Below are 20,992 nucleotides of genomic sequence, written 5' to 3'. Positions count from 1 at the left end.
TCAGTGAGTTTAATCTTTCAGTGCCTGAAAACCTCGATCCAGATCGGTTTTCAGGTCATCGATGGCTTCTATGCCAACAGACAACCGAATCAGGTTTTCGGTGATGCCTGCCTTGGCCTTGTCTTCCGGCGCCAGCCGCCCGTGGGTGGTGGTTGCCGGATGGGTGATGGTGGTTTTCACATCGCCCAGGTTTGCGGTGATGGAAATCATCCGGGTGGCATCGATAAACCGCCACGCCTGCTCCCGCCCGCCTTTCACCTGGAACGACACCACACCGCCAAAGCCATCTTGCTGGCGTTTGGCCAGCTCGTGCTGGGGATGGCTTTCCAGGCCGGCATAAAACACCTTTTCCACCTCCGGCTGCTGTTCCAGCCAACGAGCCAACTCTAACGCATTGGCACAGTGAGCTCGCATACGAATCGGTAAGGTTTCCAGGCCCTTCTGGAACACCCAGGCGTTGAACGGGCTCATGGTGGGGCCGGCAGAACGGATGAAACCGTAAATTTCGTCCAGGTACTTTGCCGGACCAACAACCACGCCGCCGACACAACGGCCCTGACCGTCCAGGTACTTGGTGGCCGAATGCACTACCAGGTCTGCGCCATGTTCCAGCGGGCGCTGGAGCACCGGGGTGCAGAAGCAGTTATCAACCACAAACAGGGCATCGTTGGCATGGGCCAGTGCCGACAGTGCAGCAAGATCGGCCACATCGCACAAAGGATTCGAAGGGGTTTCGATAAACAGCATGCGGGTTTCCGGCCGCACCGCGGCCTGCCACTGTTCCATATCCGTCAGCGACACAAAGGTGGTTTCCACCCCGAATTTTGCCATGTACTTCTGGAACAGCACGTTGGTGGTGCCGAACACGCCCCGGGAGCAAATCACATGGTCCCCGGCTTTCAGCAGCGCCATACAGGTGCTGAGAATCGCCGCCATGCCGGAGGCGGTGGCGACGGCTTTCTCGCCGCCTTCCATCGCCGCAATCCGGCCTTCGAAGGCCTGCACCGTGGGGTTGGTAAAGCGGGAATAGATGTTACCCGGCTCCTCGCCTCCAAAGCGCGCCGCCGCCTGGGCGGCACTGCCGTAGACAAAGCTGGATGTCGGGAAAATCGCATCACTGTGTTCCAGCTGCCCGGTACGGATCTGCCCTGCCCTGACCGCCAGGGTGTCCACAGACATGCCGTCCAGGTCCGATTCCGGAATCCAGAGCTGTTCTTCGCGGCCGTAAGTCATTGGGTTCTCCTGGTGCTAGGGTCAGTCTTCATCATTGTGCAGGTCGATAATACCGTTATCTTCATCCATCACCTGGCCACCGGAACGCTTGGTGTCGTTGCGCTGGTCTTCCAGGCGCGCCAGGTAGGCGGCATCGACATCACCGGTCACGTATTCGCCGGTAAATACCGAACATTCCCAGCCATCGATATCATCGTTAACGTCGTCCACACAGGCCACCAGGTCTTCAAGGTCCTGGTACACCAGCCAGTCCGCACCAATCAGCTCGCGAACTTCTTCAACCGTGCGGTCGTGGGCAATCAGTTCATCGGCAGACGGCATGTCGATGCCGTACACGTTCGGGTAGCGAACAGGGGGCGCGGCCGAGGCAAAGTAAACGTTACGGGCGCCGGCGTCCCGGGCCATCTGCACGATTTCCTTACAGGTGGTGCCGCGAACAATGGAGTCATCCACCAGCATCACGTTCTTGCCGCGGAATTCCAGGTCAATCGGGTTCAGCTTCTGGCGCACGGACTTCTTGCGCATCTTCTGGCCCGGCATGATGAAGGTACGGCCGATGTAACGGTTCTTGATGAAGCCTTCGCGGTACTTCACGCCCAGCTGGTAAGCCATCTGCATGGCAGAGGTACGGCTGGTGTCGGGAATCGGAATTACCACGTCGATGTCATGTTCCGGGCGTTCGCGCAGCACTTTATCCGCCAGCACTTCACCCATACGCAGGCGGGCCTTGTACACAGACACGCGGTCCATGATGGAATCCGGGCGGGCAAAGTAAACGTGCTCGAAAATACAGGGGTACAGCTTGGGCGCCTCGGCGCACTGTTCGCTGTAGAGGGTGCCGTCGGTTTCAATATACACCGCCTCGCCCGGTGCAATATCCCGCACCATGGTGAAGCCGGCGGCGTTCAGGGCCACGCTTTCAGACGCGATCATGTATTCCTTCTGGCCGCTTTCGTTCTCGCGCACGCCGTAGCAGGCCGGGCGGATACCGTTGGGATCACGGAATCCGACAATACCGTAGCCGGTAATCATGGCGATAACGGCGTAGGCACCGCGACAGCGCTTGTGCACGGCCCGCACCGCCGAGAAGATCTCATCCTTGGTTGGGTTCAGCTTGCCCTGCTTCTGCAGTTCGTGGGCGAACACGTTCAGCAGGACTTCGGAGTCTGAATTGGTGTTGATATGGCGCAGGTCGGTACGGAAAAGGTCCTCGGCAAGGTCGTCGGCGTTGGTGAGGTTGCCGTTATGGGCAAGGGTAATGCCGTAGGGGCTGTTCACGTAGAACGGCTGGGCTTCTGCCGAGCTTGAGCTGCCGGCAGTCGGATAACGGACATGGCCGATGCCCACGTTACCCACCAGGCGGCGCATGTGCCGGGTGTGGAATACATCCCGAACCAGCCCGTTGTCCTTGCGCAGGTAAAACCGGTTGTCCTGGAAGGTCACAATTCCCGCCGCATCCTGGCCACGGTGCTGAAGAACGGTCAGCGCATCGTAAAGCAGCTGATTAACGTTGGAAGTACTGACAATACCGACAATGCCACACATGGCTGGGCAACTCTCCGAGTGTTAGAACTGAATGTTATCGGGATGCAGACGCGGGTTGCACGTCTTCGATTTCGTTAGCAGGTACGGGTTGTTCCTGCGCTTTGTCTGCCGGCCCGAGAAAACGGGCAAATTCATCCCCCAGTGTCCGGCGTGACCAGTCTTCGACTACTGCAAGCCGGTCAATCATCACTGAGGTTTTCCACCAGGTATCCTGTGCCAGCGGCGTGTATCGGGTAAATGCGATAGCGACGATAACCACCACCACGCCCCTCAGCAGGCCAAACCCCATGCCCAGCACCCGGTCTGTCGCGGACAAACCGGTGGCCCGGACCAGGTGGCCGATCATGTTATTGATGATCGCACCGATAATCAGGGTGCCGAAAAAAAGAATCGCGAACGCGGCGATCAGCCGCACTAACGGTGTTTCAACCGAAGATTCCAGCAGCGATTGCATCTGGGGGTGAAAGGTTCGGGCGATGATAAACGCGCCAATCCAGGTTACCAGCGAAAGGGCTTCTTTGACGAAGCCACGCTTGAGACTGATAACCGTGGAAACTGTAATGAGGGCAATGATGACCCAGTCAATCCAGATCAGCGTTTCCATGAACATCCCGGTGTAGAAAAGGAAACGCGAATTCTATCAGGAAACCGCACCGCACCAAACTGCAGAGTGCCCAAAACAGCGGTTGATTTCCGGCGCCGGCAGATTATTTACCGCCAGTGGTCACCAGGCTGTTCAAATTGAATTCCTTGTCGAGTACGGCCTTTGCCTTCGTGGCTTCAGCTTCGCTCACAAAGGGGCCGCTAAACACGCGGGTCAATTCGGTGTCACCACGGGTCACTTGCTGCAGGTGCGCTCCGTACTTCATCTCGATTACCTTGTCCCGCAGGCGACGGGCATTATCGGCGTTGCCGAAGCTGCCAAGCTGGACAATCCAGGCTCCCTCAAGGGTTTTGGAGAACTCCTTGGGTTGCTCGGGCTCACTGGCACTGGCCACCGGTTCGGTTGCCTGCTGTGGCTCTGGCGCTTGCTGTGGTTCTGGCGCTTGCTGTGGTTCTGCCTGCGAAGCTGTTTGCGCAGGAGTTGCTTCCGCAGCTGTTTGAGAAACTGTTTGAGAAGCTGGCTCTTCAACTGTTTCCGCTACCGCAGCATCGGCCTCTGCAGGCTCTTCAACCATTCGGTAACCGACGCTCGAACCGTCTGTTTCAGGCTCTTCGAAATTCCGGGCGTCCGGCTGGGTCGGCATATCCACTTCCGGGAACGGCGGCTCTTCAGGGATGGTGATCGGTGTGGACTGACGCTCCGAGTGCGGCTCATCAAAAATCATCGGGACAAAAATAACCGCCAGTGAAATCAGTACCAGCGCGCCGATTATCCGTTGCTTCAATCCATCCACCGTTGACGGCTCCCGTTCATTATCCGTTCACCACGATACTAACCGCCACCTGCGCCAAGTCCAAGCCCACCGCACGGGAATGGACAAAGTTTAAGAACCGGCACCCGCCAACTTTGCCCGGGCCTCGGCAACGGTATAGAAAGAACCGAACACCACAATACAGTCATCCGGACGGGCATTGGCGATAGCCGCATCCAACGCCTGACTGACCGAGCCATAGCCCTCACCATCGGTGATGCCACAGGCGCGCGCATGGGAAACCAGCTGGTCAACGGCAAGGCCGCGGGGAACATCCAGCCCGGCGAAATACCACTGATCGGCCACAGACTTCATGGCCGTCATCACGCCTTCTACGTCTTTATCTGCCAGTGCCGCATAGACCGCATGCACCTTTGAGCCTGTAAGGCGACTGGCCGAGACCTGCCCGGAAAGCCAGCGCGCCGCATGGGGATTATGGCCAACGTCTGCCCGCACAAACGGACTTCTAGCGAGCAGCTCGAATCTCCCGGGAACACTGACCGTTCGGGCAATATCACCCAGCGATGACGGCGCCACATCTGGCAGCAACTTACGCGCCAGCACAACCGCTGCGGCAACACTTTGTACCGGCAGGGGGCCGGCCGGAAGCTTGATGTGATCTCCCGCTACGGTCAGTTCAACGGTATTGGCATCACCATTGGCCGGTGCCAGCTGGTAATCCCTTCCGGTTACCTGAAGGTTCACTTTCTGCGCGGCCGCTTGCTGAAGAACGGAAGCCGGTGGCTCCGGGTCGGCACACACGGCAAAGATTCCGGGCCGTAAAATGCCGGCCTTCTCAAAACCGATCACTTCCCGGTTATCACCCAGAAAGCCGATGTGGTCGATATCAATGGAGGTAATGACTGCGAAATCAGCATCGAGTACGTTCACAGCATCAAGCCTGCCGCCCAGGCCAACCTCGACTATCCAGTCTTCCACGCCGGCATCGGCAAATGCGACAAACGCAGCCAGGGTGCCGAACTCGAAATACGTCAGGGATACCTTGCCCCGGGCCTCTTCCACTTTCTCGAAAGCACTCACCAAGACCGGGTCTGAAATATCTGTGCCGTTCAGGCGAACCCGCTCGTTGTAGTCCTGGAGATGCGGAGAGGTGTAAGCCCCGGTGGTGCGGCCCGCTGCCTGTAACAGCTTTTCCAGGGTCGCAACTGTGGTGCCCTTGCCATTGGTACCCGCCACGGTAATGATCCGGGCATTGGGCTTGCGCGGGAACAGGCGGCGAAGAACCACCAGAACGCGGTCCAGGCCAAGGTCGATTTCGGCAGGATGGATGGCTTCGAGCCAGGTCAGCCAGTCCTGAACGGAAGCCCCGGCGCCGGGGCTGGATGCCGGCGCCGGAGAGGGATCAGTGCCCGGAGGGTTCATCTGTATCGGGTTTCTCGGTAATTTCGAATTCGATCGGAGCCTCGGTCCCCGGCTTCTCACCGCCGGTGAACTTGGCCAGCAGGTGGGCAATACGCTCACGCATGGTATGACGGTGCAGGATCATGTCGATGGCACCGTGCTCCAGCAGGAATTCGCTGCGCTGGAAGCCTTCCGGCAGTTTCTCGCGCACGGTCTGCTCGATAACCCGCGGGCCGGCAAAACCGATCAGCGCATAGGGCTCGGCAATGTTCAGGTCGCCCAGCATGGCCAGGCTGGCAGACACACCACCAAATACCGGGTCTGTGAGCACGGAAATGTAGGGAATGCCCTCTTCCTTCATGCGCTCCAGAACCGCAGCGGTTTTGGCCATCTGCATCAGCGACAGAATCGCTTCCTGCATACGGGCACCACCACTGGCAGAGAAGCACACCAAGGGAATGCGATGCTCGAGGGCCACATTGGCAGCCTGGACGAACTTCTCACCCACGACCTGCCCCATGGAACCGCCCAGGAAATTGAATTCAAAGGCGCAGGCAACCAGCGGAACACCCATGGTCGTGCCTTTGAAGGCCACCAGTGCGTCTTTCTCGCCCGTGGCTTTCTGGGCTGCCGACAGGCGATCCTTGTAACGCTTGGTGTCTTTGAACTTCAGGCGATCGGAAGGCTCGAGATCCGCAGCGATTTCCTCACGGCCGTCTTTGTCCAGGAAGATATCCAGCCGACGACGGGCGTTTACCCGCATGTGGTGGTTACACTTCGGGCAAACGTCGAGATTCTTCTCGAGCTCCGGCTTGTACAGGAAGGCGCCACACTTGGGGCATTTTTTCCACAAACCTTCCGGCACGCCGGTACGCTGCCGTGATTCCGAGCGAATCTTGCTCGGCATGATCTTTTCCAGCCAGTTACTCATGCTTTCATCCTGTCCTTTGATGCCTGGACGCCGTTAACTCAGGAGAGACTGTCCAGAGCCTCGCGCATCGGGTGCAACAGATCGGTCAGAGCCTTACGAAGACCGTCCGGATCTGTCTGGTGTCGGGCTATTGTATCCACCAGCACGCTGCCAACAATTACACCATCGGATACTCTGCCTACTGCGGCGGCAGTTTCCGCATCGCGGATACCAAAGCCGACACCCACCGGCAGAGCGGTCAGTTCGTGCACATGTGCTACTTTCCGGGCCACTTCGTCGACGTCGATGGTGGCAGAGCCGGTCACACCCTTGATAGAAACATAGTACACATAGCCGGAAGAGTGCTCACTGATTGCCCTGATTCGTTCATCCGTGGTGGTCGGCGCCAGCAGGAAGATCGGATCCAGCTTGCGCTCGGCGAACAGCGGGGCCACCTGATCCGCTTCTTCCGGCGGCAGGTCTACCGTCAGCACGCCATCAAGGCCCGCATCGGCAGCTGCATCGGCGAACGCCTCATAACCCATGGCTTCCATGGGGTTGAGGTAGCCCATCAACACGACCGGCGTGTCACTATCGGTTTTCCTGAACTCTTTCACCATACCCAGCACATCGCGCAGCGACGTGTTGAACTTCAGCGCCCGTTCACAGGCCAGCTGGATAACCGGGCCGTCTGCCATCGGGTCAGAGAACGGCACGCCCAGCTCGATGATATCGGCACCGGCCGCCACCAGTGTGTGCATCAGGCCCACGGTCTGATCCGGGTGCGGATCACCGGCCGTGATATAGGGGATCAGGGCCTTCCGGCCCTGCTCTTTCAGTGATTTCAGTACACCTTCAATTCGGCTCATGCCTGCTCCTGATACCTTCAGATCTCGATGCCATCCAATTGGGCAATGGTGTGAATATCTTTGTCGCCACGACCGGAGACATTGATGACCAGCATTTGGTCTTTATCCATAGTAGCAGCCAGCTTGAGTGCGTAGGCCACCGCATGGGCAGACTCCAGTGCCGGCATGATACCTTCAATACGGGTCAGTTTGCGGAAACCGTCCAGTGCTTCTTCATCGGTTACCGAAACGTAGTTGGCGCGGCCAATATCCTTCAACCAGGAATGCTCGGGCCCTACGCCCGGATAGTCCAGGCCTGCGCTGACCGAATGGGTGCCGGCAATCTGGCCATTTTCGTCTTCCATCAGATAAGTACGGTTACCGTGCAGTACGCCCGGGCGGCCGGCACACAGGGGTGCGGCATGCTGGCCGGTTTCAATGCCCAGGCCACCGGCTTCCACGCCGTAAAGCTCAACAGATTCGTCGGTCAGGAACGGGTAGAACATTCCGATTGCGTTCGAACCACCACCCACGCAGGCTACCAGGGCATCCGGCAGTTTGCCGGTTTTCTCCAGCGACTGGCGACGGGTTTCACGGCCGATCACAGACTGGAAGTCGCGCACCAGCAACGGGTACGGATGCGGGCCAGCCACGGTGCCGATGATGTAGAACGTCTCATCCACGTTCGCTACCCAGTCACGCATGGCATCGTTCATGGCGTCTTTCAGGGTTTTGGTACCACTCTCAACGGCATGCACCGTGGCACCCAGCAGTTTCATCCGGTACACGTTAAGGGACTGGCGCTTGACGTCTTCAGAGCCCATAAACACGTGGCATTCGAGACCCAGACGGGCACACACGGTAGCCGTGGCCACACCATGCTGGCCGGCCCCGGTTTCCGCAATAATGCGTTTCTTGCCCAGGAAGCTGGCCAGCAACGCCTGGCCGATCGTGTTGTTCACCTTGTGGGCGCCGGTGTGGTTCAGGTCTTCCCGTTTCAGCCAGATCTGGGCACCACCGGTTTCCCGGGTCAGGCGCTCGGCAAAGTAAAGAGGGCTTGGGCGGCCTACATAATCAGCGAGATCCTTGTCGAACGCAGCCTGAAACTCAGGGTCGTCTTTCAGGCGCAGATACTCCCGCTCGAGCGTCATCAGGGAGTCCATCAGGGTTTCCGATACAAACCGGCCACCAAAGGCACCGAAGTGGCCTTTCGCATCAGGAAGCGCCTTGAGCATTTCTTCAGTCAGTTTTACAGACACGGTGAACCTCTTTAATGAATTCGGATAGTTTGGTGGCGTCTTTCCTGCCTTTACTCTGCTCTACCCCACCACTCACATCGACAGCCCATGGCCGTACCTGCTCGATAGCGCTGGCTACGTTAGCAGATGACAAACCACCGGCCAATATCAGGGGCAGCGGCCGTTGTTCCGGAATCAGCTGCCAGTTGAAGGAATGACCTGTACCGCCGTAACGGTCCGGATCCCAGGCATCCACCAGCAGACCACAGGCATTCTGGTAGTCCACGAAGGCCTGTTCGATCTGGCCGGCTTTCTGAACCCGGACCGCTTTAATCCAGCGCCGGCCGAAAGAGGCGCAGAATTCCGGCGTTTCGTCGCCGTGAAACTGCAGCAAGTCCAGCGGCACCTGTTCAAGCACCTGTTTGACGAACGCTGGCTCCGGATTAACGAATAGTCCGGTCAGCGTGACAAAGGCCGGAACCCTGGCCGCAAGTTGTTTTGCCTGCTCTGCAGAGACAGCCCGGGGGCTCTTGTCGAAAAACACCAGGCCAATGGCATCTGCACCGGCGTGAATGGCCGCTTCCACATCGTCTGGCCGGGTCAGGCCGCAGATCTTAACGCGGGTTGTCATGATTCCGTTACCGGCTGTTTCGGGTGAATATGGCTTGGCGGAATGGGCTGGTTCGCCTCGGCTGAAAACCAGGGACTGGCAAAACCGGGCCCGCACAGGGCTTTCGGAATACCATACCCGTCAGGATACCCCACATCCACCAGATAAAGCCCGTGTGGCGGTGCAGTGACCCCGGCAAGCTTGCGATCCCTTGCCTCAAGCACGTCGCCAACCCAGTCCACCGATTCCTTTCCTGTGCCCACATCCATCAGGGCACCGGCTATATTCCGAACCATATGGTGCAAAAACGCATTGGCCTGCACATCAATTACGACATAACTGCCGCTTCGGGTTACCGAAATCCGCTCCATGTAACGAACCGGCGTACGGGACTGGCAGCCGGCTGCCCGGAATGAGGTGAAATCGTGCTCGCCAATAAGCGCCTGGGCGGCCTGGTGCATTCTGTGCTCGTCCAGCGGGCGAAAGTTCCAGCTCACCTGCCCTCGCTGGATTCCCGGTCTGACCGCGTGGTTGTAGATGATATACCGATAGCGGCGGTAAACCGCAGAAAAACGGGCATGGAAGTCGTCGCCCCCCTTGCCCGCCCAGTGCACGGCAATGTCGTCGGGTAAGGCCGTGTTCATACCCATCACCCAGGACCGGAGGTTGCGTACCGAGGGAGTATCAAAATGGGCAATCTGAAAACTGGCATGCACCCCCGCATCGGTCCGGCCGGCACACACCAGGTCCACCGGATGATCAGCCACCTTTGCCACAGCCTTTTCCAGTTCGGCCTGCACTGATCGTACACCGCTTTTCTGGAACTGCCAGCCATGGAAGCGCCGGCCGTCGTACTCAAAGGCAATGGCAACACGGCCATTACCGATGGCGTTATCTGTGGTCAGGGGTTGTGGAATAAGAAACAAGGGTCAGCCCGGAATGATGTCTTCTGAAAAACAAAGCGCCGGCACAAAGGCCGGCGCTGTTGCCACGATGGAACTGATTATAACGGATCAGGAAAGATTTTTAAGGAGCTCCTGCGCCTCGGCTTTCTGATCATCGTTACCTTCCAGTGCAACTTCCTCCAGGATGTCACGGGCACCGTCGCTGTCACCCATCTCGATGTAGGCACGGGCCAGGTCAAGCTTGGTGGCAGCCTCATCGGTGCCGGCCAGGAAATCGAAGTCGTCGTCTTCAAGATCGCTTTCGTCGATATCCAGTCCGGTAGCGGGAGTGACCGCCTCGTCTGACGCGCCCTCTTCCGGCATTTCCGGAACTTCTGCGTCAGTGTCGGACGCCTCAGCCTCAGGCTCAACATCCGGCAAGTCGCCAAGAGGTTCTTCTTCGGTCTCCAGTTCCTGCAGGGCGTCTTCAAGGCCCAGTTCTTCGTCGACCTCCGGGCTCTCGCTGTCTTCGGAGAATTCTTCCATCAGGGCCAGGTCTTCGTCGGAAACGTCCAGTTCCAGCTCTTCAAGGGAAGAATCTTCAAGGTCCAGCTCTTCCAGGGAGTCTTCCTCGCTGGATACTTTCTCCAGCTCGGCATCCAGCTCGTCCAGGAAGGATTCGTCCAGCGACTCGCCCTCGAGGCCGAGGTCGATCTCTTCTTCAGCAGGCTGCTCGCTTTCGGTTTCGCCGGTGACAGGCTTATCCAGGTCGCCCAACTCTTCCGCCTGTTCCGGTTCACCCAGCTCTTCCAGCTCACCCAGCTCCAGACTCAGGTCTTCCTCGTCCGCCTTTTCGGGCTGCTCGGAATCCAGCTGGTCCAGACCGGCATCTTCAGCGTCCAGTTCGAAATCGGAGAGATCGAATTCAACGGAATTGTCGTCTGCATCGGTTTCGAGTGAGCTGTCGGATTCCAGCTCGCCGAACTCGTTTTCTTTCACTTCATCGGCAGCGGCTTCAAATTCATCCGCCTTGAGCTCATCAGACAGGGACCAGTCTTCTTCCGGCTCCTGCTCCGGTGTCTCGAAGGAAAGTGCCTGCTCCGGTTCGTTATCCGTCAGACTGAAGGAATCGGAACGCAGCTGGGACTCCAGGTCATCGATGCTGGGCATGGACTCCGCTTCGTCCAGACGGCTGCGAATGGCTTCCGCTTCTTGCAGGGAGGACTCGTCTTCCAGTGCCGCTACTTCACCGTACTGCTTCTCGAAGGCATCACGGTCCTGGTTATCTGCATAGACAGACAACAGCTTCAGTCGCAGGTCTGCACGGCTGGGCTCGCGGGAAATTGCGGTTTCCAGGACTTCGATGGCCTGGTCGTTACGACCGTAGGCAATGTAGGTCTCGGCTTCTGTCAGCGCATCGGCAGTTTCTTCCTGGTCGCTGCCGGCAACAGCCGCTGCAGGGCCAAGGTCTACCGAATCATCTGCTGAATCGTCTTCACCACGATTGAACTCATCGTAGAAATCCTTCTCGCGCTTGGCGTTTTTACGAGCGACCAGCAGCAGAAGCAGGAGCAACAGAATCAGGCCACCACCCAGCGCAATCTGGTACATCGGGTTGCCCAGAATGGTGTCCATCAACTGACCAAAGAAGCCTTTCTCTTTGGCAGGTGCAGTCTGCGACGGCTTGGGCTGAGGCTTGGCTTCCTCCTGAGTCGGGGCTGCAGCCGCTGCAGGGGCGTCGTCGGCTTCAGCAGCTTCTGTCGCTTCTGCAAACTCGGTGTCAGCACCAGGCTGTGCAGCCGTATCAGCACCCGTTACGTCAGACTGGCCAGAACCAGATGCATCGCCTTCGGCCTCCGCAGGAGCCTCGGCGCTTTCACTCTCACCTTCAGCAGCACTGGCTTCCGCTTGCTCACCGGCACCAGCCACTGCGGCAGTCGTGTCCGCGCTCCCTTCAGCCATACCAGCCTCAGTATCAGCACTTTCACCTTCCTGGGCCTCAGCACTTTCACCTTCCTGGACCACAGCACTCTCACCGGCCTGAGTCGCCGGTTCTTCTGCGTCAGCAGACTCCGTAGCCGCGGCGGTTTCACCATCAGCATTGGCATCCGTACCTGCGGCACCGGCCTGGGCACTGTCACCCTCGGCCGCGAGCGCCGCAGCAGCTTCTTCCTGGGTCATACCCTGAAGTTCCGCCAACTGGCTATTCTTCAGCTCGAGCAGGCGTTGCAGGGTCTGAACCTGTTCCTGCATATCCTGCAGGCGACTGGACAGTTCTTCGTTTTCACGACGAGTCGCATCCAGCTCTTCCATGGCAACGGCATTACCGGCGTCTGCACCGCCAGCCTGTTCGCCATCGCCACCTGCTGAACCGCCTTCGTCATCGGTACGGGGAGAGGTTTCTTCCTCGGCTACCAGCAGTTTCAGTTCGTCGGTGCCGGCATTTTCAGCAGTCTGTGCCGGGGCCGTTTCAGCCTGGGCGGTACGGGTTGCATCAACAGGGCGTGGAGACTGGAATTCCTCGTTCTGTCGGGCTACAACACGATTGGCCTCGGCCTTGGTGCGGCGCTGAATCTGATCAAGGGTCGGCGCACGAAGTACCTGCCCGCGCTTCAACTTGTTGATATTGCCGTCGATGAAGGCATCCGGATTGAGATCCTGGATGGCCAGCATCATTTGCTGCATGGACACAGAACTATCCGGCCTCATGCGCTGGGCAATCATCCAAAGCGTGTCAGACGGTCCGGTCGGACCAAAGGTGTCAGGCTGGTAGCCCCGGGCCGGCGCACGCTGTACAGCCGCCTCGCGACGAATCGATTCCGGACTGCGGGTGGTGGTTTGACGTGCCGGCGCAGATGCCGCCGACGATACAGGCGCGCTCACCTGCTCCCGCACACCGGATTCCTCGGCATAAACCGGGGGATCAACCAGAACCGCGTATTCCCGCATCAGGCGACCGTTGGGCCAGGTCAGCTCCAGCAGGAAGTTCAAATATGGTTCACGCACCGGCTCACGGGACGACACGTTGATGGCAAGGTTACCATCGGAGCCCGTTACCACCTCGAACTTCAGTTTGCTCAGAAACTGGTTCCGCTCCAGACCTACCCGTTGATAAGCAGCCTCCGGTGCCACATTGACGAATACATCACCCGGATCCACACCCGCACTCTGTCTGAGTGAGATTTCTGCGTCCAGGGGCTCATTCAGCCAGGACTGCAGTTCGATTTCACCGAGCCCCAGGGCCTGTGCCATGCCGGAGCCAAGCCCTCCCGCCAGCGCCAGGGCAACCGCAAGCTTGCGTACCTTCATGCTTTTTCCTTTCCAGTCTCCGTTATTCGTTACTGCTGACTTTCAGCAGAATCGGACGAGGTTGGATGACGTTTCGTCTTGTTATTTCTCGTTTTTATATCGTAAGTCTAACTATGGCGGGGAAAGTATTGATGATAAGTCCCCTTTTATCAATCAATCAGCTGCAATCCTTGCACTGATTCCTGACCTGTCAGGCGGAACTCCTTACTGCCCTTGAAAATAACAGGGGCGGACGCTGAAATCAGCCTCCGCCCCCGACCGGTTTGCTAAAAACCGGACACAGTTGGCATTAATTGCCCCTGCGTAACATTTCTTAACGCTCTTGCAGAATCCGCAGCATGCGGCGCAGCGGTTCAGCGGCGCCCCAAAGCAGCTGGTCACCCACGGTGAACGCTGAAATGTATTCCGGCCCCATGGCCAGTTTCCGGATGCGCCCAATAGGAATACTCAGGGTACCGGTCACCTTGGTCGGGGTCAGTTCCTGCATGGTGGCGTCACGATCGTTCGGGATCACCTTCACCCAGTCGTTGCCCTTGGCCAGGATGCCTTCGATTTCAGAAACCGAAAGATCCTTCTTGAGCTTGATGGTCAGCGCCTGGCTATGGGAACGCATGGCGCCGATGCGTACGCAGATACCATCAATAGGGATCGGGTTGCCGGAGCGGCCCAGAATCTTGTTGGTCTCCACACCCGCTTTCCACTCTTCCTTGCTCATGCCGTTATCGAGCTGCTTGTCGATAAACGGAATCAGGCTGCCGGCCAGTGGCACACCGAAATGCTCGGTGGGGAAATCGCCGGAACGCATGGTGTCGGTCACCTTGCGGTCGATTTCCAGGATGGCGGATGAGGGATCGGCCAGCTCTGATTTCACGCTCTCGTTCAGGGCGCCCATCTGGTTCAGCAGTTCACGCATGTTCTGGGCACCAGAACCGGAAGCCGCCTGGTACGTCATCGGAGAAACCCACTCGATCAGGTCCTGCTCCAGCAGGCCACCCAGGGCCAGCATCATCAGGCTGACGGTGCAGTTACCACCAACGTAGTCCTTCACGCCTTTATCAAGGGCGGAGTCGATCACGTTACGGTTAACCGGGTCCAGCACGATCACGGAATGATCCACCATCCGCAGGGTGGATGCGGCATCAATCCAGTAGCCTTCCCAGCCCGCATCACGCAGCTTCTGGTAAACCTCGGTGGTGTAATCGCCGCCCTGACAGGTCACGATCACATCCATGCCTTTCAGGGTATCGATATCAAAGGCGTCCTGCAGAGGAGGAACACCTTCCTTGCCTACGTCCGGGGCCGGCTTCCCTGTTTGGGAAGTGGTGAAAAACACCGGATCGATATCGGCAAAATCGTTTTCTTCACGCATGCGCTGCATGAGGACTGAGCCTACCATGCCACGCCAACCTACAAGTCCAACTCGCTTCATGTGCGACCTTTGAACCTCACATTATGCCCGCCCATTACCGTTATCGCTGGCAGGGACAGGATGGATGATCCCGCAGCGGCAGCATCGCGCCGCTGTCGGGTCTCGGTTTGCCGGATCAAGCCTGGCTTAAAGTGCGTTCAGTACCGCCTCACCCATTTCGCGGGTGGAGACCTTCTGGCCGCCGTCAGACATGATGTCTGCGGTACGCAGGCCCTGATCCAGCACCTTGCTGACCGCCGCTTCAATCGCTGCTGCGGCTTCTTCCTCATTCAGGCTATAACGCAGCATCATGGCTGCACTGATGATGGTGGCCAGCGGATTGGCAATGCCCTTACCGGCGATATCCGGTGCCGAACCGTGGCAAGGCTCGTACATGCCCTGCTTTTCAGAGTTCAGCGACGCAGACGGCAACATGCCGATAGAGCCGGTGAGCATAGCCGCTTCGTCAGAAAGAATATCACCAAACATGTTGCCAGTCACAATCACATCGAATTGCTTCGGCGCACGAACCAGCTGCATGGCGGCGTTGTCCACGTACATGTGGGACAGCTCCACGTCGGGATATTCGCGCTTAAGGTCTTCCATGATTTCCCGCCACAGCACGGTCACTTCCAGCACGTTGGCTTTGTCTACGGAACACAGCTTCTTGCCCCGTTGCTGGGCCGCCTCAAAAGCAACCCGGCCAATCCGGCGAATCTCGGATTCTGTATATTGATAGGTGTTGTAACCCTGACGCTCGCCGTTCTCCAGCTCACGCACACCACGGGGCTGGCCGAAATAGATACCACCGGTCAACTCGCGCACAATCAGGATATCCAGGCCGGAAACCACTTCCGGCTTCAGGGAAGACGCAGACGCCAGCTGCGGATACAGAATGGCAGGCCGCAGGTTGGCGAACAGCTGCAGGTTAGAACGCAAACCCAGCAACCCCTTCTCCGGGCGCTTGGCCATCGGCAGGCTGTCCCACTGGGGGCCACCTACGGCGCCCAGCAGAATGGCATCGGCCTTGCGGGCCTTCTCCAGGGTCTCGTCCGGCAGCGGAGTATCATTAGCATCGATGGCCGCACCACCGACCAACGCGCTGCCAAAACTCAGACCAAGACCAAACTGCTCATTAACCTTGTGCAGAACCTTTTCTGCCTCGGCAACAATTTCCGGACCAATGCCGTCACCCGGCAGAAGCAATACATTACGGGACATATCCAAACCCTTGTTAATCAGTTTCCAGCGTTAAACAGCCAGGGAGCCGTCTTGCGGCGAGCATCTTCATAGGCACGAATGGTATCGGCATCTTCCAGCGTTACACCAATGTCGTCCAGACCGTTCAGCAGGCAGTGACGACGGAAGTCATCCACATCAAAACCAAACGACTCGCCAGACGGCGTGGTCACGGTCTTGGCTTCCAGGTCAACGGTCAGCTGGTAGCCCTCGTTCGCTTCGGCTTCCTTGAACAACTTGTCGACAACTTCTTCATCCAAAACAATGGGTAACAGGCCGTTCTTAAAGCAGTTGTTGTAGAAGATATCGGCAAAGCTCGGGGCAATGATCACCCGGAAACCGAAATCATCCAGCGCCCAAGGCGCGTGCTCACGGCTGGAACCGCAACCGAAGTTGGCCCGGGCCAGCAGTACACTGGCGTTCTTGTAACGGTCCTGGTTCAGCACAAAATCCGGATTCAGCGGACGGCCAGCACAATCCTGATCCGGCTTGCCTTCGTCCAGGTAGCGCAGTTCATCAAACAGGTTCGGGCCAAAGCCCGTGCGTTTGATGGACTTCAGAAACTGCTTGGGAATGATCATGTCCGTGTCCACATTGGAACGGTCCATGGGGGCTACAATGCCCTGGTGTTGCGTAAATGCGCGCATGGTCTCTCTCCTGTGGCTCAGTGCATCAATTCACGGACATCAACGAAGTGGCCGGTTACCGCCGCTGCGGCAGCCATGGCCGGGCTCACCAGGTGGGTACGCCCACCAAAGCCCTGACGACCTTCGAAGTTCCGGTTGGAGGTAGACGCACAATGCTCGCCCTGCCCCAGCTTGTCGGCGTTCATGGCCAGACACATGGAGCAACCCGGATCACGCCATTCCAGACCCGCCTCGATAAAGATCTTGTCCAGGCCTTCCTGCTCCGCCTGCGCTTTAACCAGGCCGGAACCCGGAACCACCATGGCCTGCTTCAGGCTGGAAGCCACCTTGCGACCTTTCACCACCGCAGCCGCTTCGCGCAGGTCTTCAATCCGGCTGTTGGTGCAGGAACCGATAAACACGCGATCCAGCTGGATATCGGTAATCTTCTGGTTCGGCTGCAGACCCATGTACTTGAGCGCGCGCACAATGCCCTCGCGCTTGATGGGATCTTCTTCCTTCGCCGGGTCCGGCACATTGCCGTCGACACCGGTTACCATCTCCGGAGACGTACCCCAGCTCACCTGCGGCTGGATAGCCGTGCCGTCCAGCTCAACCACCTTGTCGAAAACCGCGTCGTCGTCGCTGTGCAGGGTACGCCAGTATTCAACGGCCTTGTCCCAGGTCTCGCCTTTCGGAGAGAACGGACGGCCTTTCACATACTCGATGGTGGTGTCATCCACCGCCACCATACCCACACGGGCACCGCCCTCGATGGCCATGTTGCAGATAGTCATCCGGCCTTCCATACTCAAACCACGGATCGCCTCACCACCAAACTCGATGGCGTAACCGGTACCGCCAGCGGTGCCGATCTTACCAATGATGGCCAGAACCACATCCTTGCCGGTCACACCCGCGCCAAGTTTGCCGTTCACCTTCACCAGCATGTTCTTCATCTTTTTCTGAACCAGGCACTGGGTGGCCAGAACATGCTCAACTTCAGAGGTACCGATACCGTGGGCCAGGCAACCAAAGGCGCCGTGAGTAGAGGTATGGGAATCCCCACACACAATACTCATGCCCGGCAAGGTTGCACCCTGCTCCGGCCCGATCACGTGCACGATGCCCTGGCGCTGGTCCTTGATCTTGAATTCCAGAATCCCGAACTCGTCGCAGTTCTTGTCCAGGGTTTCCACCTGGGTGCGGGATACCGGATCCACGATGCCGTCGATGCCACGATCACGATCGGTGGTTGGCACGTTGTGGTCCGGTGTCGCGATGTTGGCATCAATCCGCCACGGCTTGCGACCCGCAATCCGAAGGCCTTCGAATGCCTGCGGTGAGGTTACTTCGTGCAGCAACTGACGGTCGATGTAAATCAATGCGGAGCCGTCGTCCCGCTGTTTGACCAAATGGTCGTCCCACAATTTGTCGTATAAGGTCTTGCCCGCCATGGTTCTCTCTCACTCTCTGGGGGTTTCTGTTTCTGCTTTGATGCCTCTATCTTACTCTTCCGCCTGACATAACCTCAATTCATCTTTTTCATCCATCGCATTCCTTTTGGTTATGCTCTATATTCCAGGTAATCCGGAGTTTGGCGTTAACCTCGATCCAACTCCGTGCCGGGCGCACGTTGGTGGGGGCCGCTTCCCAAACAAGTTCGGTGCCAGGCACAACTGGGTGGAAAGGCTTTTCAAAACACGCCCACGAGTACGTCCCTGTAGGCTCGTTTCGGGCCGTCCATGGCCCTCAACGGTTTTGAAAAGCCTTTCCACCCAGTCGCACCTCATACAATGGTCGGGGTTTCCAGCAACCAATGATTCGATCTGCTGTAACCCAAAGTTCGAGTTCCGGCTTGTGGGGCACCTTTCCAAAAATGTCGTAGGCCATGGATGGCCGGAGAGAAGCGCACAGGGGTGAGGCAAGCGTTTATGAAGCTAAGCTTCATGCGTAGCCGAACGACAGCAATCTATGATTGCTGGCTGGACCCGCTTGCGGGTGCTTGTAGCGGTTTTTGGAAAGGTGCCCCACAAGCCGGGACCTGTACCAAGGCACCGGAACACGCCGGAAAGAGACGGACACCGAAAATGGACGCAAACTCCTTAAAAGCATTCCTGAGCATAGTCGATCAGGGTTCCTTCTCCGAAGCCGCAGAAGCGCTGCACCTGACACAGCCGGCTATCAGTAAACGCCTTGCGGCCCTGGAAAACCAGCTGGGCACCAAGCTGATAGAACGTGGCCACCGGGAAATCCGTGTCACCGAAGCCGGCGCCAGGCTGCTGCCCCACGCCAGGCGCATCCTCGATGAAATCCACAACGCGCGCATGGCGCTATCAGCCGACGACGGCATCATCAGTGGCGAACTCGAAATCATCGCCAGCCACCACATTGGCCTGCATCATCTCCCAAACTGGCTGCGACGGTTCGTCAGTGACTATCCGGAAGTAACGGTCAACCTGCAGTTTATGGAATCCGATGCCGCTTACAGTCAGATGCTCAAACGTAACGCAGAGCTGGCGTTTGTCACACTCAGTGACAGCATGGGAAGCGAGTTCGTGGTATACGAACAGTGGTCTGATCCTATGGCCTTTGTGGTGGGCGCCGGCCATGAGCTTGCAGTGGGTAAAAACGCCAGTCTTGAAGACCTGGCCCAGTATCCCGCGCTGCTGCCAGACACCACCACGGCAACGTACCGGGCGGTCAGCCGTTTGTTCCTGGAAGCCAACCTTCCGCTCAAACAGCAGATTCCCACCAACTATCTTGAGACCATCAAGATGATGGCCAGTGTGGGCCTTGGCTGGAGTGTGTTGCCGGTGAGTATGGTGGATGAAAGCCTGCACCAGCTGGATACCGGGTTTCCGGTCAGCCGGGTGCTGGGGGCGGTGGGTTTGTCAGGCCGGCATCTGAGCCCGGCGGCGACCGCCCTGCTCGGTATTGTTCACGACGAAGAAGCAAACCAAACAACCTGATCCGGATAAACAGCGGGAGACAAGATGGGCTTTGACGATTACCTGAAAATCCTGGCCAAACACGATGGCTCAGACCTTTACCTGAGCACCGGTGCTCCACCCTGCGCCAGGCGCCGGATGTGATCCTGATCGGCGAGATTCGGGACCGGGAGACCATGGAACACGCCCTGGCGTTTGCCGAAACCGGGCACCTGTGTATTTCCACCCTGCACGCCAACAACGCCAACCAGGCTCTGGACCGGATCATCAACTTCTTCCCGGAGGAACGCCGGCCGCAGCTGCTGATGGATCTGTCGATGAACCTTCGGGCGTTTGTGTCACAGCGCCTCATTCCTACTGTGGACAAGAAACGTACCGCTGCCATCGAAATCCTGCTGGGCACGCCCACTATCAGCGAACTGATCCTGCGGGGCGAGATCGACGGCATCAAGGAGATCATGGAGAAGTCTGCCAACCTGGGCATGCAAACCTTCGACCTGGCCCTGTTCAAGCTCTGGCAGGAAGGCAAAATCAGTGAGGAAGACCCGGATCAATAAACGCCCGGTCAGGCCTCTTTCGGCGGGGGTTGCAGCCCCCGCCAGGTAACCACGATGGCAAGAGCCATGGCTACGGCACCGCCCCAGAAGGCGGCAGAGGTGCTGTAGCCGTCCACCAGGAAACCTGACATCCAGGCGCCGAGCGCGCCACCGGCGCCGAAGGTCAACCCGCTGTACAGCGCCTGCCCCTGCCCGTGGTGATGTTTGCCGAAGAAACCCTGAATGTACTGCACCGAAACCGCATGTAAGGCACCGTAAGACGCCGCATGCAACAGCTGGGCAAAGATCAGTACCGGAACAAGCCCGGTGAGCTCGGCAATCAGCCCCCAGCGAATCATGGTCAACACCAGGGAGCCGATCACAATCTGGCGCACGGTAAACCGCGTCGACAGCCGGTGCATGACCAGGAACAGCCCTATTTCGGCAATCACCCCCAGTGACCACAACAGGCCGATCGACAGCTTTCCGTAGCCGTGTTGTTCCAGGTGAATACTGAAAAACGTGTAGTAAGCGCCGTGGGAGACCTGCAGCAGGAAGTTCATCAGGAAGAAGGCCACCACCGCCGGATGGGTAACGATGGCTTTCAGGCTGCCTTTGGGAGCAGACTCTTTGCGTTCACCCCGTTCGGACGGCACCAGGAAGGCCGACACGGCAATGCCGGCGAAGACCGGCAGCAACAGCCAGGGCAAATAGCGAATCGGCACCAGTTCCAGCAAGCCGCCAACCAGCGCCACCGCACCGATAAAGCCCACCGAGCCCCACAGCCGAACCTTGCCGTAACGTTCTTTTTTTGAACCCAGCACCCGCAGGGTGATCACTTCATACAGCGGAAGAATCGCGTTCCAGAAAAAGGTAAA

At 58.2% G+C, this 20,992-nt stretch carries 17 protein-coding genes and 1 pseudogene; 2 read left to right on the top strand and 16 right to left on the bottom strand.

Annotated features, from left to right (window positions below):
- Positions 1-9: 9 nt before the first annotated feature.
- The 15 genes from B2589_RS12195 to leuC all read right to left on the bottom strand — a co-directional run bounded on the left by B2589_RS12195 (position 10) and on the right by leuC (position 18,084).
- Positions 10-1,233 (bottom strand): O-succinylhomoserine sulfhydrylase, encoded by a 1,224-nt coding sequence (locus B2589_RS12195; protein WP_232901083.1) that lies wholly within the window; start codon positions 1,231-1,233, stop codon positions 10-12.
- A 21-nt stretch (positions 1,234-1,254) separates the two neighbouring features.
- Entirely contained in the window at positions 1,255-2,778 is a 1,524-nt protein-coding gene (gene purF, locus B2589_RS12190; protein WP_286816754.1) for an amidophosphoribosyltransferase, read from the bottom strand.
- 34 nt (positions 2,779-2,812) lie between these two features.
- Positions 2,813-3,382, bottom strand: coding sequence for a CvpA family protein (locus B2589_RS12185; protein ID WP_058340852.1), 570 nt, complete (start codon positions 3,380-3,382; stop codon positions 2,813-2,815).
- 103 nt (positions 3,383-3,485) lie between these two features.
- Positions 3,486-4,175, bottom strand: coding sequence for an SPOR domain-containing protein (locus B2589_RS12180; RefSeq protein ID WP_286816753.1), 690 nt, complete (start codon positions 4,173-4,175; stop codon positions 3,486-3,488).
- Between the two features lie 90 nt (positions 4,176-4,265).
- Positions 4,266-5,576: a bifunctional tetrahydrofolate synthase/dihydrofolate synthase gene (folC, locus tag B2589_RS12175; RefSeq protein WP_286816752.1), complete on the bottom strand. Its 1,311-nt coding sequence runs from the start codon at positions 5,574-5,576 to the stop codon at positions 4,266-4,268.
- Positions 5,557-6,486 carry an acetyl-CoA carboxylase, carboxyltransferase subunit beta gene (gene accD / locus B2589_RS12170; RefSeq protein ID WP_286816751.1) on the bottom strand — a complete coding sequence of 310 codons (930 nt, stop codon included), beginning with the start codon at positions 6,484-6,486 and terminating at the stop codon, positions 5,557-5,559. The genes folC and accD overlap by 20 nt, the downstream gene beginning before the upstream one ends.
- Before the next feature lie 38 nt (positions 6,487-6,524).
- A complete protein-coding gene (gene trpA, locus B2589_RS12165) occupies positions 6,525-7,334 on the bottom strand; it encodes a tryptophan synthase subunit alpha (protein ID WP_094624052.1) in 810 nt (269 codons plus the stop codon).
- Positions 7,335-7,351: 17 nt separating this feature from the next.
- Complete coding sequence (trpB, locus tag B2589_RS12160; RefSeq protein ID WP_213016952.1) at positions 7,352-8,548, bottom strand: tryptophan synthase subunit beta; 1,197 nt, start codon at positions 8,546-8,548, stop codon at positions 7,352-7,354.
- A gap of 4 nt (positions 8,549-8,552) precedes the next feature.
- Complete coding sequence (locus B2589_RS12155) at positions 8,553-9,182, bottom strand: phosphoribosylanthranilate isomerase (protein ID WP_286816750.1); 630 nt, start codon at positions 9,180-9,182, stop codon at positions 8,553-8,555.
- Positions 9,179-10,087 carry a tRNA pseudouridine(38-40) synthase TruA gene (gene truA / locus B2589_RS12150; protein WP_286816749.1) on the bottom strand — a complete coding sequence of 303 codons (909 nt, stop codon included), beginning with the start codon at positions 10,085-10,087 and terminating at the stop codon, positions 9,179-9,181. The genes B2589_RS12155 and truA overlap by 4 nt, the downstream gene beginning before the upstream one ends.
- An 87-nt stretch (positions 10,088-10,174) precedes the next feature.
- Positions 10,175-13,354: a FimV/HubP family polar landmark protein gene (locus tag B2589_RS12145; RefSeq protein ID WP_286816748.1), complete on the bottom strand. Its 3,180-nt coding sequence runs from the start codon at positions 13,352-13,354 to the stop codon at positions 10,175-10,177.
- A gap of 313 nt (positions 13,355-13,667) precedes the next feature.
- The gene (asd, locus tag B2589_RS12140; protein WP_058340843.1) at positions 13,668-14,783 is read right to left on the bottom strand and encodes an aspartate-semialdehyde dehydrogenase; all 1,116 of its coding nucleotides are present in this window, start codon (positions 14,781-14,783) and stop codon (positions 13,668-13,670) included.
- A 126-nt stretch (positions 14,784-14,909) separates the two neighbouring features.
- Complete coding sequence (gene leuB / locus B2589_RS12135; RefSeq protein ID WP_286816747.1) at positions 14,910-15,983, bottom strand: 3-isopropylmalate dehydrogenase; 1,074 nt, start codon at positions 15,981-15,983, stop codon at positions 14,910-14,912.
- Between the two features lie 17 nt (positions 15,984-16,000).
- Positions 16,001-16,648, bottom strand: coding sequence for a 3-isopropylmalate dehydratase small subunit (gene leuD / locus B2589_RS12130; protein ID WP_286816746.1), 648 nt, complete (start codon positions 16,646-16,648; stop codon positions 16,001-16,003).
- 17 nt (positions 16,649-16,665) lie between these two features.
- Entirely contained in the window at positions 16,666-18,084 is a 1,419-nt protein-coding gene (gene leuC, locus B2589_RS12125) for a 3-isopropylmalate dehydratase large subunit (protein WP_273133796.1), read from the bottom strand.
- A gap of 633 nt (positions 18,085-18,717) precedes the next feature.
- Between leuC and B2589_RS12120 the strand changes: the two genes are divergently transcribed.
- Both B2589_RS12120 and B2589_RS12115 read left to right on the top strand, forming a co-directional pair.
- The gene (locus B2589_RS12120) at positions 18,718-19,599 is read left to right on the top strand and encodes a LysR family transcriptional regulator (protein WP_286816745.1); all 882 of its coding nucleotides are present in this window, start codon (positions 18,718-18,720) and stop codon (positions 19,597-19,599) included.
- Positions 19,600-19,694: 95 nt separating this feature from the next.
- Positions 19,695-20,123 (top strand): annotated as a pseudogene (locus tag B2589_RS12115) (ATPase, T2SS/T4P/T4SS family); the annotation flags it as partial.
- 20 nt (positions 20,124-20,143) lie between these two features.
- On the opposite strand, the gene B2589_RS12110 reads toward B2589_RS12115, so the two are convergent.
- A partial coding sequence (locus tag B2589_RS12110; protein WP_286816744.1) for an MFS transporter occupies positions 20,144-20,992 on the bottom strand: 849 nt, incomplete at its 5' end.

The sequence above is a fragment of the Marinobacter sp. UBA3607 genome (assembly GCF_002375525.1).
GTDB lineage: Bacteria > Pseudomonadota > Gammaproteobacteria > Pseudomonadales > Oleiphilaceae > Marinobacter > Marinobacter vinifirmus.
The sequence above is the reverse complement of the archived record's forward strand: the minus strand, read 5'-3'. Positions and strand labels throughout refer to the sequence as shown.

Coding starts and splice junctions, on each gene's coding strand:
- B2589_RS12120 (WP_286816745.1), top strand. CDS start 18,718: ATGGACGCAAACTCCTTAAAAGCATTCCTGAGCATAGTCGATCAGGGT.
- purF (WP_286816754.1), bottom strand. CDS start 2,778: ATGTGTGGCATTGTCGGTATTGTCAGTACTTCCAACGTTAATCAGCTG.
- trpA (WP_094624052.1), bottom strand. CDS start 7,334: ATGAGCCGAATTGAAGGTGTACTGAAATCACTGAAAGAGCAGGGCCGG.
- accD (WP_286816751.1), bottom strand. CDS start 6,486: ATGAGTAACTGGCTGGAAAAGATCATGCCGAGCAAGATTCGCTCGGAA.
- B2589_RS12145 (WP_286816748.1), bottom strand. CDS start 13,354: ATGAAGGTACGCAAGCTTGCGGTTGCCCTGGCGCTGGCGGGAGGGCTT.
- leuD (WP_286816746.1), bottom strand. CDS start 16,648: ATGCGCGCATTTACGCAACACCAGGGCATTGTAGCCCCCATGGACCGT.
- B2589_RS12195 (WP_232901083.1), bottom strand. CDS start 1,233: ATGACTTACGGCCGCGAAGAACAGCTCTGGATTCCGGAATCGGACCTG.
- leuB (WP_286816747.1), bottom strand. CDS start 15,983: ATGTCCCGTAATGTATTGCTTCTGCCGGGTGACGGCATTGGTCCGGAA.
- asd (WP_058340843.1), bottom strand. CDS start 14,783: ATGAAGCGAGTTGGACTTGTAGGTTGGCGTGGCATGGTAGGCTCAGTC.
- leuC (WP_273133796.1), bottom strand. CDS start 18,084: ATGGCGGGCAAGACCTTATACGACAAATTGTGGGACGACCATTTGGTC.
- trpB (WP_213016952.1), bottom strand. CDS start 8,548: ATGCTCAAGGCGCTTCCTGATGCGAAAGGCCACTTCGGTGCCTTTGGT.
- B2589_RS12185 (WP_058340852.1), bottom strand. CDS start 3,382: ATGGAAACGCTGATCTGGATTGACTGGGTCATCATTGCCCTCATTACA.
- folC (WP_286816752.1), bottom strand. CDS start 5,576: ATGAACCCTCCGGGCACTGATCCCTCTCCGGCGCCGGCATCCAGCCCC.
- B2589_RS12155 (WP_286816750.1), bottom strand. CDS start 9,182: ATGACAACCCGCGTTAAGATCTGCGGCCTGACCCGGCCAGACGATGTG.